This window comes from Stenotrophomonas sp. 10L48, from assembly GCF_056395105.1.
The window spans coordinates 154074-168726 of the sequence record NZ_JBFTIX010000010.1; the positions used below are offsets into that span (position 1 = coordinate 154074).

At 67.2% G+C, this 14653-nt stretch carries 16 protein-coding genes; 10 read left to right on the forward strand and 6 right to left on the reverse strand.

The genetic code is table 11. The features are described from left to right. Nucleotides 1–35 precede the first annotated feature (35 nt). Entirely contained in the window at nt 36–503 is a 468-nt protein-coding gene (gene msrB / locus AC1DCU_RS16960; RefSeq protein WP_025878406.1) for a peptide-methionine (R)-S-oxide reductase MsrB, read from the reverse strand. 138 nt (nt 504–641) lie between these two features. On the opposite strand from msrB, the gene AC1DCU_RS16965 reads away from it, so the two are divergent. Beyond that, the gene (locus AC1DCU_RS16965) at nt 642–1016 is read left to right on the forward strand and encodes a hypothetical protein (RefSeq protein WP_032977053.1); all 375 of its coding nucleotides are present in this window, start codon (nt 642–644) and stop codon (nt 1014–1016) included. 571 nt (nt 1017–1587) lie between these two features. Then, nucleotides 1588–1740: a hypothetical protein gene (locus tag AC1DCU_RS16970; RefSeq protein ID WP_025878408.1), complete on the forward strand. Its 153-nt coding sequence runs from the start codon at nt 1588–1590 to the stop codon at nt 1738–1740. A gap of 58 nt (nt 1741–1798) precedes the next feature. Here the strand turns inward: AC1DCU_RS16970 and AC1DCU_RS16975 are convergent, their stop codons facing one another. Continuing rightward, nucleotides 1799–2278, reverse strand: a complete 480-nt coding sequence (locus tag AC1DCU_RS16975) for an AsnC family transcriptional regulator (RefSeq protein WP_442251695.1) — start codon at nt 2276–2278, stop codon at nt 1799–1801. Between the two features lie 149 nt (nt 2279–2427). Between AC1DCU_RS16975 and AC1DCU_RS16980 the strand changes: the two genes are divergently transcribed. Together AC1DCU_RS16980 and alr are read left to right on the forward strand one after the other, a co-directional pair. Then, nucleotides 2428–3732 (forward strand): D-amino acid dehydrogenase, encoded by a 1305-nt coding sequence (locus AC1DCU_RS16980; protein WP_282280035.1) that lies wholly within the window; start codon nt 2428–2430, stop codon nt 3730–3732. Then, nucleotides 3711–4781, forward strand: a complete 1071-nt coding sequence (gene alr, locus AC1DCU_RS16985) for an alanine racemase (protein ID WP_282280036.1) — start codon at nt 3711–3713, stop codon at nt 4779–4781. The genes AC1DCU_RS16980 and alr overlap by 22 nt, the downstream gene beginning before the upstream one ends. A gap of 296 nt (nt 4782–5077) precedes the next feature. Here the strand turns inward: alr and AC1DCU_RS16990 are convergent, their stop codons facing one another. Next, complete coding sequence (locus tag AC1DCU_RS16990) at nt 5078–5644, reverse strand: DUF3016 domain-containing protein (RefSeq protein ID WP_025878412.1); 567 nt, start codon at nt 5642–5644, stop codon at nt 5078–5080. Nucleotides 5645–5896: 252 nt separating this feature from the next. Between AC1DCU_RS16990 and AC1DCU_RS16995 the strand changes: the two genes are divergently transcribed. Both AC1DCU_RS16995 and AC1DCU_RS17000 read left to right on the forward strand, forming a co-directional pair. Continuing rightward, a complete protein-coding gene (locus tag AC1DCU_RS16995; protein ID WP_223483302.1) occupies nt 5897–7882 on the forward strand; it encodes a hybrid sensor histidine kinase/response regulator in 1986 nt (661 codons plus the stop codon). Between the two features lie 44 nt (nt 7883–7926). Further along, entirely contained in the window at nt 7927–8217 is a 291-nt protein-coding gene (locus AC1DCU_RS17000) for a DUF3247 family protein (protein ID WP_025878414.1), read from the forward strand. A 120-nt stretch (nt 8218–8337) separates the two neighbouring features. On the opposite strand, the gene AC1DCU_RS17005 is transcribed toward AC1DCU_RS17000, so the two are convergent. Beyond that, nucleotides 8338–8601: a hypothetical protein gene (locus AC1DCU_RS17005; protein WP_025878415.1), complete on the reverse strand. Its 264-nt coding sequence runs from the start codon at nt 8599–8601 to the stop codon at nt 8338–8340. A 161-nt stretch (nt 8602–8762) separates the two neighbouring features. Between AC1DCU_RS17005 and AC1DCU_RS17010 the strand changes: the two genes are divergently transcribed. The 3 genes from AC1DCU_RS17010 to AC1DCU_RS17020 are packed head-to-tail and all read left to right on the forward strand — an operon-like array spanning nt 8763 to nt 11211. Next, complete coding sequence (locus AC1DCU_RS17010; RefSeq protein ID WP_025878416.1) at nt 8763–9833, forward strand: class I SAM-dependent methyltransferase; 1071 nt, start codon at nt 8763–8765, stop codon at nt 9831–9833. Next, the gene (locus AC1DCU_RS17015) at nt 9830–10531 is read left to right on the forward strand and encodes a pseudouridine synthase (protein ID WP_032976402.1); all 702 of its coding nucleotides are present in this window, start codon (nt 9830–9832) and stop codon (nt 10529–10531) included. Before AC1DCU_RS17010 ends, AC1DCU_RS17015 begins: the two co-directional genes overlap by 4 nt. Further along, nucleotides 10528–11211: an HAD family hydrolase gene (locus AC1DCU_RS17020; RefSeq protein ID WP_032976401.1), complete on the forward strand. Its 684-nt coding sequence runs from the start codon at nt 10528–10530 to the stop codon at nt 11209–11211. Before AC1DCU_RS17015 ends, AC1DCU_RS17020 begins: the two co-directional genes overlap by 4 nt. Nucleotides 11212–11413: 202 nt before the next feature. Here the strand turns inward: AC1DCU_RS17020 and fabB are convergent, their stop codons facing one another. Both fabB and fabA read right to left on the reverse strand, forming a co-directional pair. Continuing rightward, entirely contained in the window at nt 11414–12622 is a 1209-nt protein-coding gene (gene fabB, locus AC1DCU_RS17025; RefSeq protein WP_025878419.1) for a beta-ketoacyl-ACP synthase I, read from the reverse strand. Then, a complete protein-coding gene (gene fabA / locus AC1DCU_RS17030; protein WP_025878420.1) occupies nt 12622–13137 on the reverse strand; it encodes a 3-hydroxyacyl-[acyl-carrier-protein] dehydratase FabA in 516 nt (171 codons plus the stop codon). The genes fabB and fabA overlap by 1 nt, the downstream gene beginning before the upstream one ends. 191 nt (nt 13138–13328) lie before the next feature. Between fabA and dinB the strand changes: the two genes are divergently transcribed. After that, entirely contained in the window at nt 13329–14423 is a 1095-nt protein-coding gene (gene dinB / locus AC1DCU_RS17035) for a DNA polymerase IV (protein WP_282280040.1), read from the forward strand. Nucleotides 14424–14653: the final 230 nt, after the last annotated feature.

Sequence of the window (14653 nt, forward strand, 5' to 3'; positions counted from 1 at the left end):
CTGTGAAGTCGGTCAGCGGGGCATTGCGGCGCGTGTCAGCCCGCCACACCGGCCTCTGCGCCGCCACGCTGCAGCGGATCGGGCCACGGCTCGCCGTTGCCGGTGAATGAAAGTGAGACCGAGTTCAGGCAGTGGCGCTCGTAGGTGGGCGGCGGACCGTCCGGGAACACGTGGCCCAGATGGCTGCCACAGCGGGCGCAGGTGATCTCGGTGCGAACCATGCCATGGCTGGTGTCGCGGATCTCGCGCACGTGCGACGGGTCGAACGGGGCGAAGAAACTGGGCCAGCCGGTGCCCGAATCGAACTTGGTGCTGGAGCGGAACAAGGGCAGGGCGCACAGGCGGCAGCAGTAGACGCCCTCGCGCTTGTTGTCGAGGAATACCCCGCAGAACGGCGCCTCGGTGCCGTGCTGCAGCAGCACGCGGCGCTCCTCGGCGCTGAGCCCGGCAACCAGGGCGTCGGTCTGCGTGGCGGTGGGGGGCGTCAGATCGAAAGCGCTCATGCCGGCTCTCCGTGGGGTTGTGGCCTGGGATGCCAGCAGACGTGGGGGTGTCGGCACACGCTTGCAAGTGTGATGGCCGTTCATGGCCGGCACACAGGGGCAGGCGCAGGGTAAGGGTGGCCCACCCTGGAGCGCGCGATGAAACCCCGCCTAGTCCTGTTGTTGTCGGCCCTGTTGCCTCTGCTTGCCCAGGCGCAGGTTCCCACCGGCAGTCCGACCGCCACCCGCAGCAGCGCGACGGTGGCACCGCCGCCTGTCGCCCCGCCACCGCAGGCGTCGCGCCCGCAGCCGCAGGTGCTGCCCTCGCCGCAGCCGGCACAGCCGATCCGATCGACCGGCCCGGCCCAGGTGACCCCCACGCCCGCGCCGGCGCTGCCGGACAAGGTCTACGACCGCAACGGCCGCATCGTTCCCGGCGTCAAACCGGTCGGCCCCAACCGCGTGTTCGACTCGCGCACCGGCCGCTACTACGACAGCGTACCGACCGGCGACGGCCAGCAGATCAAGCGCTGACCCCAGCGCCCGCAACCAATCGCGCAACCCAAAGAGCGCGCAGCGACCCGCTGTCGCTCTTTTTCTTTTTCTTTTTCCGTGGCTGGCGCCCGCATGAACCTGTCCAAGGCCGGGCGGGTGGGCTGTGCAGGGGCGCAAGCGCCATGGGCCCGAGGCATGCCTCGGGCGGATTGGGCAGGACGCCCAACCCCGGTCTTGCCGTGTGCGCAGGACAGCGCACACGAGCAAGGCGCGCCGAGCCTACAGGGGTGAGGGCGCTTTGCTTGCGAAGCACTGCTTCGCAAGCGCCCGAACGCACAGCCGCTAGCGGCTGGGCCGGTCTGGGGATTCACGGCGTCCCCTGCACAGCCCACCCACCCGGCCTCACCCGCAATGCTGGAAGCATGCGCAGCCACGAGGGGCTCAGCCGTTGGCAGGAAACCCGCCACCTACATGAACGCCGGAAAACAGCCCCCGCCCTGTACACCCCGCATCACCCGTTTTTCGCCTGCGATTAACCGCACCAGGACCACGGTGGACCTGCGCCGGCATCCCTGTCGTCGCGCTTCCCTCGTCCCCTTGGAATACGATCATGGCCAACCAGCAGAACCGTCATCCCGGCAAGGAACAGCAGGGCAAAACACCGCAGGAACAGCAACGCCAGCAGCAACAGCAACAGCAGCCGAACGAGCAGCAGAAGAAGAATCCGCAACAAGGTTCCATGAAGAACCCGCAGCAGCGCTGATGCAGCCAGGGGACCAGAGCCCGCGTTGCGGGGTCTGGTCCCGCTGCCGCCGGTCGGTTCAATCCGGAATCGGCAGCGCCCAGGTCTCCTTGACCTCTTCCATCACGATGTAGCTCTTCGACTCACGCACATGTGGCAGGGTCAGCAGGGTGCTGCCGAGCAGCTTGCGATAGGACGCCATCTCGCTGATCCGTGCCTTCAGCAGGTAATCGAAATCGCCCGACACCAGATGGCATTCCAGCACGTTGGGCAGCTTCAGCGCCGAACGCCGGAATTCCTCGAAGATGTCGCTGGATTTGTAGGCCAGGCTGATCTCCACGAACACCAGCAGGCTCGCTTTCAGCGCGCTGGGGTCCAGGTGCGCGTGGTAGCCGGTGATCACCGCTTCGCGCTCCAGCCGGCGCACACGCTCGGTGCACGGGGTGGTCGACAGGCCGACCCGTTCGCCCAGCTCGGTGAAGGAAATGCGGCCTTCGGCCTGCAGGATGCGCAGGATCTTGCGGTCGATCTTGTCCAGCTCGCGGGGACGGGTGGCCATGGGCGTCAAGCTCGGGGAATGAATCACAGGGAAATATCCTGACTGCATTGCTGAAATCAGGCAAATCATCTGGATACGGAAGAATATACTTCCCCGATTATGGCCCCTGCGCACGCAAATGCAGGGAATGATCGGGTTGGAGAATTCCCATGCGAGTCCTAGTCCTCGGCAGCGGCGTGATCGGCACCACCAGTGCCTGGTACCTGCGACAGGCCGGGTTTGAAGTCACGGTCGTCGACCGCCAGCCCGGTCCCGCGCTGGAAACCAGCTTCGCCAATGCCGGCCAGCTGTCATTCGGCTACACCTCGCCGTGGGCTGCCCCGGGCGTGCCGAAGAAGGCCATCGGCTGGCTGTTCGAAAAGCACGCACCGCTGGCGATCAAGCCGGGCATGGACCTGGCCCAGTACCGCTGGCTGTGGCAGATGCTGCGCAACTGCACCCACGAGCGCTACGCGATCAACAAGGCGCGCATGGTGCGCATGTCCGAGTACAGCCGCGACTGCCTGAATGAGCTGCGTGCGCAGACCGGTATCGATTTCGAAGGGCGCGACCTGGGCACCACCCAGCTGTTCCGCACCCAGCAGCAGCTGGATGCATCGGCGCAGGACATCGAGATCCTGGCCCAGTACGGTGTGCCGTACGAAGTGCTGGATCGCGCCGGCATCATCAAGGCCGAGCCTGCGCTGGCCCACGTCGATGGCCTGGTGGGTGCGCTGCGCCTGCCGCGCGACCAGACCGGCGATTGCCAGCTGTTCACCCGCCGCCTGGCGCAGATGGCGGCCGAAGCGGGGGTCGAGTTCCGTTACGACCAGGACATCACCGGCGTGGAATCCGACGGCGACCGCATCACCGGCGTGCGCATTGGCGGCAAGCTGGAAACCGCGGACCGCTTCGTGGTCGCACTGGGCAGCTATTCGCCGGGACTGGTCGCGCCGCTGGGCATGCGCCTGCCGGTGTATCCGCTGAAGGGCTATTCGCTGACCCTGCCGATCACCGACCCGGCGATGGCGCCCACCTCGACCATCCTCGATGAGAGCTACAAGGTGGCGGTGACCCGCTTCGACAACCGCATCCGCGTCGGTGGCATGGCCGAGGTGGCCGGTTTCGACCTGTCGCTGTCGCCGCGCCGCCGCGAGACGCTGGAGCTGGTGGTGCGCGACCTGTACCCGAAGGGCGGTGACCTGGCCAAGGCCGAGTTCTGGACCGGCCTGCGCCCGGCCACGCCGGATGGCACGCCGGTGATCGGCGCCACGCCGTTCCGCAACCTGTTCCTCAACACCGGCCACGGCACGCTGGGTTGGACCATGGCCTGCGGCTCGGGCCGCTACCTGGCCGACCTGATGAGCGCGCGCCAGCCGCAGATCAGCACCGAAGGCCTGGATATCTTCCGCTACGGCCAGTATCGCCACGCCCCGCAACATGAGAACCGCACATGCGTCCTGCCCGCGCGCTGATCGACCTGGGCGCACTGCGCAGCAACTATCGCCTGGCCCGTGAACTGGGCGGTGGCAAGGCGCTGGCGATCCTCAAGGCCGATGCCTATGGCCACGGTGCGGTGCGTTGTGCGCAGGCACTGGAAGGCGAGGCCGACGGCTTTGGCATGGCCACCATCGAAGAAGCGCTGGAGCTGCGCCAGGCCGGCATCCGTGCGCCGATCCTGCTGCTGGAAGGCATCTTCGAGCCCAGCGAAATGGCGCTGGTGGCCGAGCATGACCTGTGGTTCTCGGTCGGTTCGCCGTGGCAGCTGGAAGCGCTGGTCGCGTTCGACAGCCCGCGGCCGCTGACGGTGTGGCTGAAGCTGGACAGCGGCATGCACCGGCTGGGCCTGGACGTTCCCGGATTCCGCGCCGCGCACGCGCGTTTGTCTGCACTGCCGCAGGTGGCGCGCATCGTGATGATGACCCACCTGGCACGCGCCGATGAACTGGACAGCGAGCGTACCCGAGAGCAGGCCGCGACCTTCGTCGAGGCCATCGATGGTCTTGAAGGCGAGACCAGCATCTGCAACTCGCCGGCGCTGCTGGGCTGGCCGGACGTGCGCAGTGACTGGGTGCGCCCGGGCCTGATGCTGTACGGCGCCAATCCGCTGCCGGACAACAGTGAACTCACCGCGCGCCTGCGCCCGGTGATGACGATGCAGTCCAAGGTGTTCGCCGAGCGCTGGATCGAAGCCGGCGAGCCGGTCGGCTACGGTGCGCGCTTCGTGGCCAAGGCGCGCACACGCGTGGGCGTGGTCGCACTGGGCTATGCCGACGGTTATCCGCAGTTCGCCCCCAATGGCACGCCGGTGCTGATCGATGGCCAACCCGGTGGGCTGATCGGCCGCGTGTCGATGGACATGCTGACCGTGGACCTGACCGCGCATGCGCAGGCCGGTGTCGGCAGCGTGGTGGAACTGTGGGGTACGGCGCCGACCCTGTCCGAGCTGGCGCCGCGCTGCGGTGTCAGTGCCTACCAGCTGCCGTGCGGCGTCAAGCGCGTGGCACGCGTCTACCAGGACTGACCGGCTCTGGTAGCTGCCGACCTTGGTCGGCGCTGTGAATGCGTGTCGACCAAGGTCGACACCTACCGGATCGGATCAGCGCTGCACACGGCTCTGGTAGCTGCCGACCTTGGTCGGCGCTGTGGCTGCGTGTCGACCAAGGTCGACACCTACCGGATCGGATCAGCGCTGCGCACGGCTCTGGTAGCTGCCGACCTTGGTCGGCGCTGTGAATGCGTGTCGACCAAGGTCAACACCTACCGGATCGGATCAAACCCTGGTCGGCGCTGTGGCTGCGTGTCGACCAAGGTCGACACCTACCGGGCAGCGGTAACGCGTGAGGTCAGCTGGCGCTTCACCCAGTCATCGATCAGGCGCTTTTCATAGCGCAGCGGATCGGTATCGCTCTTCAGGCCGATGTTGTGCAGGTAGCCGCTGTCGCTCAGGCGGGCGTCGCCTTCATCGATGATGCGCCCGCTGGCGTCCTTCAGCGTGTACTGCAGGGTGATCCGCGGTGGGTAGATGTCGCGCATGATCCGGATGTCGCGGCCACGCGGGCCGTGCCAGGGCTCGTAGTCGCCTGCGCGCTTGACGTCCACCAGGGTTACCTCCAGCGTCTGCCCGGCCTGCAGGGGCTTGGCGGCGCTGGTCTGCACGTAGCGTGCCAGCTGCTGCACCCAGTCCCCGCGTTCGGCCTCGAAGCGGTTGGTGCTCTGGCGGATCTCGGTGAACTTGGCCGGATCATTCCACTGCACGCTGACCGGGCCGTCGGCCTGTAGTGCGCGCGGCGCATCGGGCGCGGTTACCGTCCGCGGCGCGGCGGCCACGCTGCCCACGGCAAGCATGCCGGCCAGCAGCAGGGCGGTTGAAAGCGAACCTTTCATGGCGGTCTCCTGCGTCCCCGAAGCGGGGAGGATGATGATGATCTCGGATCGAGTGTGATCCCGCCGCGCGGCCGCAGCAATGGCCAGTAGCGTCAAATGCGTCAACAGTTGCCGCCAATTCATGGTCGTCAACCGTGACTGACGGCGCTTGACGCTGTGAATACGCACTCTGGAAGATGCTGTACCTCCATCCGGTCTTTTCCTCCCACGCCCTTGTCCACACTGCCGCCCCTCGTGGAGCGCTCACCCTTGATGGTGCCGACGCCCGAAACCGACCTGCACCATGGCGTGCTTGAGCGCATCCACGCAGGTTTCTGTGTGATCCAGGTGCTGTTCGATGGCGACGAGGCGATCGACTACCGCTTCCTCGAGGTCAACGATGCCTTCGAGCGCCATACCGGGCTGAAGGATGCCTGTGGCAAGCGCATGAGCACGCTGGAGCCCCATCACGAAGGTGACTGGTTCCGGATCTACGGCGAAGTGGCGCGGACCGGGCGACCGGCCCAGTTCGAAATGGATGCCCGTGCCCTGGGGCGCACGTTCGCCGTGGATGCCGTTCGGGTTGGCCAGCCGGGCGAGGACAAGGTCGGCATCCTGTTCTTCGACGTGACCGCGCGCAAGCAGATGGAAGTGGAACTGGGCGAGAGCGAGGCCCGTTTCAGTGCGTTGGCCGATGGTCTGCCGATGCCGGTGTGGGTACTGGACGAGCGCGGCCACGCCCGCTTCGTCAACAGTGCCTTCAGCGAGTTCTTCGGCGGCGACGAGAACCGGGTGCCCGAAGATGTCTGGCGCGGCCTGGTGCATCCCGACGATGCGTCGGTATTTGAATACGAACTGCAGGAAGCACTGAAGGCGCAGCGTTCGATGCATGCGTTGGTGCGTGCGCGTCGTGCCGATGGGCAGTGGCGCTGGCTGGAAATGAACGCACGTCCGCGCTTCTCGCGGATGGGCCGTTTCATCGGCCTGGCCGGCAGCAGCCCGGATGTCACCGAGCGCCGCGAGATCGAACTGGCGCGCGAGGAACTGCTGCAGTCCGAGCGTGCCGCGCGCAGTGCGGCCGAAAACATGGCGCGGCTGAAGGATGAGTTCCTGGCCACGCTGTCGCACGAGCTGCGCACGCCGCTGACCACGATCCTGGGCTGGAGTGAACTGCTGCTGCAGCGCGTCGATTCCACCAGCCCGCTGTACAAGGGCCTGGGCGTGATCGCCAACAGCGCGACCGCGCAGAAGCGGTTGATCTCGGACATGCTCGACCTCAGCAGCATGCTGCTGGGCAAGGTGCAGCTGGAAGTGGAAGTGCTGGACCTGCGCGACCAGTTGAACGAAGCGATGGGCGCACAGGAGCTGGTGGCCGAGGGCAAGGCGCTGGACGTCACCCTGCAGCTGCCGGCACAGCCCTGCCAGGTGCTGGGCGATGCCACCCGGCTGCAGCAGGTGTTCTGGAACCTGTTGTCCAACGCGATCAAGTTCACCCCGGCCGAAGGCCGCATCGACGTGCAGCTGCAGGCCGATGGCAACTATTGGACGATCACCGTGCGCGATACCGGCGACGGCATCGCGCCGGAGTTCCTGAACCATCTGTTCAGCCGCTTCCGCCAGGCCGACGGCACCACCACCCGCCGCCATGGCGGTCTGGGCTTGGGCCTGGCCATCGTGCAGCAGCTGGTCGAGTTGCACGGCGGTTCGGTCAGCGCGGCCAGCGATGGCCACGGTCACGGCTCCACCTTCACCGTGCGCCTGCCGCAGCATCTGCCGGATGCCGAACGGCGTCCGCTGCGTGAGGTCGTCAGCGGTCCTATCCTGGAACCGATGGTGGTCGAGCCGTACCCGCTGCGCGGCCTGCATGTGCTGGCGGTGGAAGACCAGCCTGAAGTGCTGGAGTACCTGCGGCGCATGCTGGAAGAGCAGGGCGCGAGCGTGTCCGCCGCCAGTTCGGCGGGCGAAGCGCTGGCGCTGCTGGCCGACAATGGCCACCTGCAGTACCAGGTGCTGCTGACCGACATCGGCATGCCGGGCATGGATGGCTATGGCCTGGTAAGCACGTTGCGGCAGGACTTGGGCGTGGATGCGGCAGCGCTGCCTGCGGTAGCGGTGACTGCGCTGGCGCGTGCCGATGACCGTCGCCGTGCGTTGGCCTCGGGCTTCCAGGAGCATGTGGCCAAGCCGTATTCGGTGGCCCAGCTGGTGGGTGTGGTGCGGCGCGTGCAGGCCACGCGCGGGGACAGCCTGCTGCACTGAGCATTCACGGACAATCGGCGACCCTGCAGTTCAGGAGGTTGCCGATGTCCCGTATTGCTCCCCGTATCCATACTGATTCCGCGCAGATCGCGCGCCTGGAAGCCCTGTTGCCGCAGTTGCAGGGGGAAACCGAGGTGCAGCTGACCCTGCACGATGGCCGACGCCTGCTGGGCACGGTTGCGGTGCAGCCGACGCTGCAGCAGTACCGCAACGACGCCGGCGACGAAGGCAGCAATGGCCAGCTGCGGCTGGACGATCTTGATGCGCCGGTGCAGCAGCATCACGTGTGGCTGGATGAAATCGCCAGCATCCGCAGGTTGCCGCCGAGGCTCTGACGGCAAGTGCAGATGGCTGCATCCACGCATGGCGTGGATCTACTGTAGAGCCACGCCACGCCAAGCGTGGCTGCGATGGTCATTCGAACAGTAGAGCCACGCCATGCGTGGCTGCGGTGGTCAATGTTCGAACAGCGTTGCCGTCGCTTCGAACCTGCGCGCATACGCGCGCTCCTCGGCTACCCGGGTCACTTCATCGTCTGCCAGATCCGGCGCGCCATAGACGGCGTAGGCCACGCTGCCATCGGCGCCGTGGCCAACCTGGTGCAGGCGGTAGCGGGAATGGCCGCCGCCGGTGTCCTCCGGGTAATGCACGGGGGGATGGCTGCCTTCCAGGTCCATTTCACTGTTGTCGACGACACCTCCGACGAACAAGGCACGCATGCAGGATCTCCAGGGGTTGCGGGGGAGCTTCTACCCTGAACGCTGGCATGTTGCTGCGGCATCAAGGCAACGTTGAAGTTTCGCAAAGCGGTGGCCGGGGCCGGGCCGGGGCGGACAAGCCGGTACAATGGACGGCCCTCACGCTTCCAGTACCCGCGCCGATGGCATCCAGCGACGACGCCCCCCTGCAGACCCTGTTCCTGCCGTTCTCCAGCGGCGCCCTGCGCTGGCCGGAGGGCCCGGTGGCCTTCCTGCGCGCCCGTGACGGCTGGCCACTGCGCGAGCAGGCCGGCGGCCGCGAAGTCGACTGCGAACAGAGCTTCGCCCCGTTCGCGCAGCCGCTGCAGCAGGCCGCTGGCTGGACCGTCAGCGGGCAGCTGGATGATGTTGCCGGCCGCGGCCGTTACCCGCTGGTGCTGGTGCTGCCGCCGCGCCAGCGCGAGGAAGCCCGCGCGCTGTTCGCCCGCGCCCTGGCGCTGGTCGCCGAGGGTGGCCGCATCGTGGCCTGCCAGCACAACAACGAAGGTGCCCGCTCCGGCGAAGGCGACCTCAAGCAGCTGGCTGGCCTCGGCGGCAGCCTGACCAAGAACCACTGCCGCGTGTTCTGGACCGCTCCGCTGCAGGGCCAGCACGATGTGGACGTAGCCAAGCGCTGGGGCGCGCTGGACGCAGTGCGGCCGATCGTCGGCGGCCGTTTCCTCAGCCGTCCGGGCGTGTTCGCCTGGGACCGCATCGACCCGGCGTCGGCCCTGCTGGCCGAGCATCTGCCGGCCGACCTGGCCGGGCGTGCAGCTGACCTCGGTGCCGGTTACGGCTACCTGTCGCGTGAACTGCTGGAGCGCTGCCCGAAGATCACCGCGCTGGACCTGTACGAGGCCGAGAAGCGCGCGCTGGACCTGGCCGAACTCAATCTGGCACCGCCACCGCGCCCCGTGCCGCTGCGCTTCCTGTGGCGCGACGTCACCGCCGGTATCGAGCCGGACTACGACGTCATCATCAGCAACCCGCCGTTCCACACGCCCTCGCGTGCGGATCGCCCGGACATCGGCCAGCGCTTCATCGCCGTGGCCGCGCAGGCGCTGCGCCCGGGTGGGCGCCTGTACGTGGTGGCCAACCGCCACCTGCCCTACGAGTACACGCTCAACGAGAGCTTCGGCGCGGTGCGCGTGGTTGCCGAGCGCGATGGCTTCAAGCTGGTCGAAGCGGTGAAGGGCAAGGGGAAGGGCCGGTGAAGCTGGTCAAGCACATCGCCAACCTCGGCTACGGCAGCCGCAAGCAGGTGCAGTGGATGTTCCGCGAAGGCCGCGTCACCGACGCCGACGGCGAGGTGCTGTACGCCGACGACCAGGTGCCGCATGAAGCGGTGCGGGTCGACGGCGAGCCACTGGACCCGCCGGTGGGCCTGTCGCTGGCGATGTACAAGCCGGCTGGCTACACCTGTTCGACCAAGGACAAGGGCCGCCTGATCTACGACCTGCTGCCGCCGCGCTTCCGCGACCGCGACCCGGTGCTGTCCACTGTCGGCCGTCTGGACCGTGAGACCAGCGGCCTGTTGCTGCTGACCGACGACGGCAACCTGCTGCATCGGATCATTTCGCCGAAGTCGAAGCTGCCCAAGGTCTACGAAGTGGAGCTGGCCGAAGACCTGCGTGGTGACGAGGTGGCGCTGTTTGCCAGCGGCACGCTGATGCTGGAAGCGGAGAAGACGCCCCTGCTGCCGGCTGAACTGCAGGTGCTCGGGCCGCGCAAGGCGCGCCTGGTACTGCACGAAGGCCGCTACCATCAGGTACGCCGCATGTTCGCTGCCGCAGGCAACCATGTGCAGGCACTGCATCGCAGCCGTGTTGGTGGCCTGGACCTGCAGGGACTGGCCGAAGGGCAATGGCGGCTGCTGACCTCCACCGATCTGGATACGTTGTTCGCTCCATGACCTCCATCGCTGCGCTGCCGTTCCTGCCCGACGCCGTCATCTTCGACATGGACGGCTTGATGATCGACAGCGAGCGTGTGTCGCTTGCATGCTGGAGCGAGGCGGCGGAGGAATTCGGCCTGCCCCTGGATGCCAGCTTCTTCGTGCGCATGGTCGGCCTTGGCGACCGCGACAGCCAGGCGCTGCTGCGCCAGCAGGGCATCGAAGACAGCATGATCGAGGCCATGGCCGCGCGTTGCCATGATCTGTACGAGGAGCGCACGCAGACCGGGCTGCCGCTGCGGCCGGGCATCCTGGAACTGCTGGAGCTGCTGAAGGCGCATGCGGTGCCGCGCGCGGTGGCGACCACTACGCGGCAGCCGCGGGCCAACCGCAAGCTGGCTGCAGCCGGGCTGCTGCCATACTTCGATGCGGTGATCACCAGTGGCGATGTGGCGCGGCCGAAGCCGGCGCCGGACATCTACCTGCTGGCCGCGCAGCGGCTGGGACAGGCGCCGGAACGTTGCCTGGCGCTGGAGGATTCGCCGGCGGGAACCCGTGCCGCGCTGGCCGCCGGCATGACCGTGATCCAGGTACCGGATCTGGTGCATCCCGATGAAGAACTGCGCGCGCTCGGCCACCGCATCGTCGGCTCGCTGGTGGACGCGCACGCCTTGCTGCTGCCGCTGCTGCCGAGGTAACGGTGGGGGATGGTGGGTGTCGACCGTTGGCCGGCACGCTTCACCGCTCTCGCCGGGCATGGCCCGGCGCTACCGCTCTGGTGGGTGTCACCTTGAAGCTGGTGGGTGCCGACCGTTGGTCGGCACGCTTCACTGCTCTCGCCGGGCATGGCCCGGTGCTACCGCTCTGGTAGGTGCCAACCTTGGTTGGCACGCTTTCAGATCACACCCTGCCGAACACCAGCGCCGCGTTGGTGCCACCGAAGCCGAAGCTGTTGGACATCACCGTGTCCAGCTTCTGCTCGCGGCTTTCGCGCAGGATCGGGAAGCCTTCCACCCTCGGGTCCAGCTCGCCGATGTTGGCCGAGCCGGCCACGAAGCCATCGCGCATCATCAGCAGGCAGTAGATCGCTTCATGCACGCTGGCGGCGCCCAGCGAATGGCCCGACAGCGCCTTGGTCGAGGACAGCGGCGGAATCGCATCGCCGAACACCTCGCGGATCGCACCCAGCTCGGTCACATCGCCCAGCGGGGTCGAGGTGCCGTGGGTGTTGAGGTAATCCAGCGGACGGTCCACGTTCTGCAGCGCCATCTTCATGCAGCGCACGGCGCCTTCGCCGGACGGCGCGACCATGTCGGCGCCATCGGAGGTCACGCCATAGCCGATCAGCTCGGCATGGATGTGCGCGCCACGTGCCACCGCGTGGTCGTAGTCCTCCAGCACCAGCATGCCGCCACCGCCGGCGATGACGAAGCCATCGCGGTCCTTGTCATACGGGCGCGAGGCGCTGGCGGGGGTGTCGTTGAAGCTGGTGGACAGTGCGCCCATCGCATCGAACATCACGCTCATCGACCAGTGCAGGTCTTCACCGCCGCCGGCGAACATGATGTCCTGCGCGCCGTGGCGGATGAGGTCGGCAGCTGCACCGATGCAGTGCGCCGAGGTCGCGCAGGCGGCCGACAGCGAGTAGCTGACACCCTTGATCTGGAATGCGGTGGCCAGGCAGGCCGACACGGTCGAGCACATCGTGCGCGGCACCATGTACGGACCCACCTTGCGCACGCCACGGCTGCGCAGCAGATCCACCGCACCCACCTGCCATTCGCTGGAGCCACCGCCGGAACCGGCGATCAGGCCGGTGCGCAGGCCGCTGACCTGTTCCGGGGTCAGGCCCGCATCGGTGATGGCATCGGCCATCGCCAGGTAGGCGAAGGCAGCGGCATCGCTCATGAAGCGCTTCTGCTTGCGGTCGATCAGCGCATCCAGATCGAGGTCGACGCGACCGCCGACCTGGCTGCGCAGGCCGGCTTCGGCGTGGTCGGCCAGCGCGGTGATGCCGGCGCGGCTTTCACGCAGGGCGGCCGAAACGGTATCCAGATCATTGCCGAGGCAGGACGTGATGCCCATGCCGGTGATGACGACGCGACGCATCAGAAGCTCCCGGTTTCGGTGAACAGGCCCACGCGCAGGTCGCGGGCGTTGTAGATCTCGCGGTCGTCCACGTACATGCGTGCGTCGGACTGGGCCATCACCAGCTTGCGGTTGATGACGCGGCTGATGTCGATCTCGTAGCGCACCAGCTTGGCATCAGGCAGCACCTGGCCGGTGAACTTCACTTCGCCGCAGCCCAGGGCGCGGCCCTTGCCGGGGGCACCCAGCCAGGTCAGGAAGAAGCCGGTCAGCTGCCACATGGCATCCAGGCCCAGGCAGCCGGGCATCACCGGGTCGCCGATGAAGTGGCAGCCGAAGAACCACAGGTCCGGGCGGATATCCAGTTCGGCGCGTACCATGCCCTTGCCATGCGGACCGCCGTCCTCGCGGATTTCGGTGATGCGGTCGAACATCAGCATCGGGTCGTTGGGCAACCGGCCGGCGGCAGCGCCGAACAGTTCACCGCGTGCGCTGGCCAGCAGCTGGTCGCGGTTGAACGCGTGGAGACGAGTCATGGAAAGCGCAATCCTGGAAGCGAAAACAAGGCAACGAGTTCCCGAGGATGCACGACGGATCAGGCGGATATCAAACCGCGTCTCCGTACGCGTGCGTAGTGTTTTCAGCTGAAACCACGCATCCCGTTGATGCACAACGACCATACTTCGGCGTCTGGACCGGTACGGTGCGGGTATCATGTGGGCCAACCATGAACGCACTGCGCAAGATCATCCACGTCGACATGGACGCCTTCTACGCGTCGGTGGAGCAGCGTGACGATCCGTCACTGCGCGGCAAGCCGGTGGTGGTGGCATGGCGCGGTGCGCGTTCAGTGGTGTGTGCCGCTTCGTACGAGGCGCGCGTGTTCGGCGTGCGTTCGGCGATGCCGGCACTGCGCGCCGAGCGCCTGTGCCCGGACGCGGTCTTCGTGCCGCCGGACTTCGCGCGTTACAAGGCGGTGTCGCGCCACGTGCGCGAGATCTTCCTGCGCCATACCGACCTGGTCGAGCCGCTGTCCTTGGACGAGGCCTACCTGGACGTAACCGAGCCGAAGAGTGGCATCGAACTGGCCACCGACATCGCCCGCACCATCCGCGCGCAGATCCGCGAGGAAACCAACCTGACCGCTTCGGCCGGGATCGCGCCGAACAAGTTCCTGGCCAAGATCGCCTCGGACTGGCGCAAGCCCGACGGCCAGTTCGTGATTCCGCCACAGCGGGTGGACGCATTCCTGCTGCCGCTGCCGGTGAACCGCGTGCCCGGCGTTGGCAAGGTGATGGAAGGCAAGCTGGCGGCGCGCGGCATCGTCACCTGCGGCGACCTGCGGCAATGGACGCTGCCGGACCTGGAAGACGCCTTCGGCAGCTTCGGCCGCAGCCTGTACAACCGCGCACGTGGTGTCGACGAGCGGCCGGTGGAGCCTGACCAGCAGGTGCAGTCGATCTCTTCGGAGGACACCTTCGCCGAGGACCTGCTGCTGGAAGACCTGAGCGAGGCGATCGTGCAGCTGGCCGGGAAGACCTGGCAGGCCACGCGCAAGACCGAACGCATCGGCCACACCGTGGTGCTGAAACTGAAGACCGCGCAGTTCCGCATCCTCACCCGTAGCTTCACCCCCGAACGCCCGCCGGAATCGATGGAAGAACTGCGCGACATCGCACTGGCCCTGCGCGCCCGCGTCGACCTGCCCGCCGACACCCGCTATCGGCTGGTCGGCGTCGGCCTCGGCGGTTTCCGCGAAAAGGAAGCCGTGGTGCAGGGCGAATTGTTCGAGCACGCAACGAGCGATTCCCAACGGACCTGATACATGTGCCGACCAACGGTCAGCACCTACCAACAGCCGCGTGCCGACCAACGGTCAGCACCCACCAACAGCAGCGGGAACCTGTCGAAGGCGGGGTGGGTCCGGTTGCGGGGGTGTCCGCGGCATGGATGCCGCGGCCAAGCCCCCAAGGGTGAGGGCGCTTTGCTTGCGAAGCACTGCTTCGCAAGCGCCCGAACGCACAGCCGCCAGCGGCTGGGCCGGTCTGGGGG

What these genes read in the sequence shown, in the direction of transcription:
- msrB (WP_025878406.1), bottom strand. Translation starts at nt 503, where the DNA reads ATGAGCGCTTTCGATCTGACGCCCCCCACCGCCACGCAGACCGACGCC.
- AC1DCU_RS16965 (WP_032977053.1), top strand. Translation starts at nt 642, where the DNA reads ATGAAACCCCGCCTAGTCCTGTTGTTGTCGGCCCTGTTGCCTCTGCTT.
- AC1DCU_RS16970 (WP_025878408.1), top strand. Translation starts at nt 1,588, where the DNA reads ATGGCCAACCAGCAGAACCGTCATCCCGGCAAGGAACAGCAGGGCAAA.
- AC1DCU_RS16975 (WP_442251695.1), bottom strand. Translation starts at nt 2,278, where the DNA reads ATGGCCACCCGTCCCCGCGAGCTGGACAAGATCGACCGCAAGATCCTG.
- AC1DCU_RS16980 (WP_282280035.1), top strand. Translation starts at nt 2,428, where the DNA reads ATGCGAGTCCTAGTCCTCGGCAGCGGCGTGATCGGCACCACCAGTGCC.
- alr (WP_282280036.1), top strand. Translation starts at nt 3,711, where the DNA reads ATGCGTCCTGCCCGCGCGCTGATCGACCTGGGCGCACTGCGCAGCAAC.
- AC1DCU_RS16990 (WP_025878412.1), bottom strand. Translation starts at nt 5,644, where the DNA reads ATGAAAGGTTCGCTTTCAACCGCCCTGCTGCTGGCCGGCATGCTTGCC.
- AC1DCU_RS16995 (WP_223483302.1), top strand. Translation starts at nt 5,897, where the DNA reads ATGGTGCCGACGCCCGAAACCGACCTGCACCATGGCGTGCTTGAGCGC.
- AC1DCU_RS17000 (WP_025878414.1), top strand. Translation starts at nt 7,927, where the DNA reads ATGTCCCGTATTGCTCCCCGTATCCATACTGATTCCGCGCAGATCGCG.
- AC1DCU_RS17005 (WP_025878415.1), bottom strand. Translation starts at nt 8,601, where the DNA reads ATGCGTGCCTTGTTCGTCGGAGGTGTCGTCGACAACAGTGAAATGGAC.
- AC1DCU_RS17010 (WP_025878416.1), top strand. Translation starts at nt 8,763, where the DNA reads ATGGCATCCAGCGACGACGCCCCCCTGCAGACCCTGTTCCTGCCGTTC.
- AC1DCU_RS17020 (WP_032976401.1), top strand. Translation starts at nt 10,528, where the DNA reads ATGACCTCCATCGCTGCGCTGCCGTTCCTGCCCGACGCCGTCATCTTC.
- fabB (WP_025878419.1), bottom strand. Translation starts at nt 12,622, where the DNA reads ATGCGTCGCGTCGTCATCACCGGCATGGGCATCACGTCCTGCCTCGGC.
- fabA (WP_025878420.1), bottom strand. Translation starts at nt 13,137, where the DNA reads ATGACTCGTCTCCACGCGTTCAACCGCGACCAGCTGCTGGCCAGCGCA.
- dinB (WP_282280040.1), top strand. Translation starts at nt 13,329, where the DNA reads ATGAACGCACTGCGCAAGATCATCCACGTCGACATGGACGCCTTCTAC.